The sequence below is a fragment of the Oleiphilus sp. HI0067 genome (assembly GCF_001635735.1).
This window is the reverse complement of sequence record NZ_LWFI01001649.1, coordinates 1-1218: the sequence shown is the minus strand read 5'-3', so window position 1 is coordinate 1218 and position 1218 is coordinate 1. Positions and strand designations below refer to the sequence as shown.

Here is a 1218-nt window from a genome sequence, read left to right as displayed (position 1 = left end):
CCATCACGCTGAATCAAAAACGATAAAAAAACTAGAACACAAACTTCATAAAACAGAACGAAAACTTCATCAAAAAGAATCGCGCATCGCTAAAAGACTAACAAAAGTTCAGCTTGGACCTCGGCCGTTCTTTCTGGTTGAAGATATGACTGACAGCAAATTAAAACGAAAGCTTCAAAGTTGTAAGTCGGGCCCATTTGCGCCAAGCAACTTCTCGATCGGACATCGCGGCGCCCCCATGCAATTTCCCGAACATACTAAAGAGTCTTATATCGCAGCGGCTAAAATGGGCGCTGGTATCATGGAATGTGATGTCACCTTTACAAAAGATCGCGCGCTAGTGTGTCGTCATGCGCAATGTGATCTCCACACAACAACAAACATTCTTGCAACGCCACTCGCCCAGAAGTGCTCTGTTGCGCCGGAATTCAATTCAGAAGGTGAACTTATTAATGCATCAGACATTAGATGCTGTGCTAGTGACATCACTGTTGCCGAGTTCAAATCACTTGAAGGCAAAATGGACGCGGCCAACCTAGCAGCAACAAGTATTGATGAATATATGGATGCCACAGCTAGTTGGCGAACAGACGGATACAGCGGTCGCGGTACATTGCTGACACATGCCGAAAGTATTCAACTCTTTAAAGAACTAGGCGTCGATTTCACGCCAGAACTAAAATCTCCTCAAGTGGAGATGCCATTCGAAGGCGATTACACACAGCAAGACTATGCGTCACAGTTGATTGAAGAATATCAAGCTGCAGGCATCTCACCGCGACGAGTATGGCCTCAATCATTTAATTATGATGACGTGACATACTGGATACAGCAACACCCTCACTTTGGCAAACAAGCGGTCTATCTTGATGGACGATATGACATGAACGTCAGCCTTGCTGAAATGGAGTCTTGGGTAGCTGATGGCGTCAATGTACTCGCCCCTCCGATGTGGATGTTGCTCGAGGTTAACGCGCATGGCGAAATTATCCCGTCTGACTATGCAATGAATGCCAAACAAGCAGGATTAGACCTTATCACTTGGACGATTGAGCGATCTGGACTGCTGAAAAACAATGGTGGTTGGTACTACCAAACAACGAACGGCAGCACTGGTAATCCTGACGTCATTGATACTGATGGAGACATGTATGAAGTGCTCGATGTGCTAGCGAAAGACGTTGGCATCATCGGTATTTTTTCAGACTGGCCAGCAAC

At 45.9% G+C, this 1218-nt stretch carries 1 protein-coding gene; it reads left to right on the top strand.

All coding sequences use genetic code 11. The annotated features are described in order from the left end of the window. Positions 1–145 precede the first annotated feature (145 nt). On the top strand, positions 146–1218 hold a 1073-nt coding region (locus tag A3739_RS26605), incomplete at its 3' end, for a glycerophosphodiester phosphodiesterase family protein (RefSeq protein WP_156502877.1).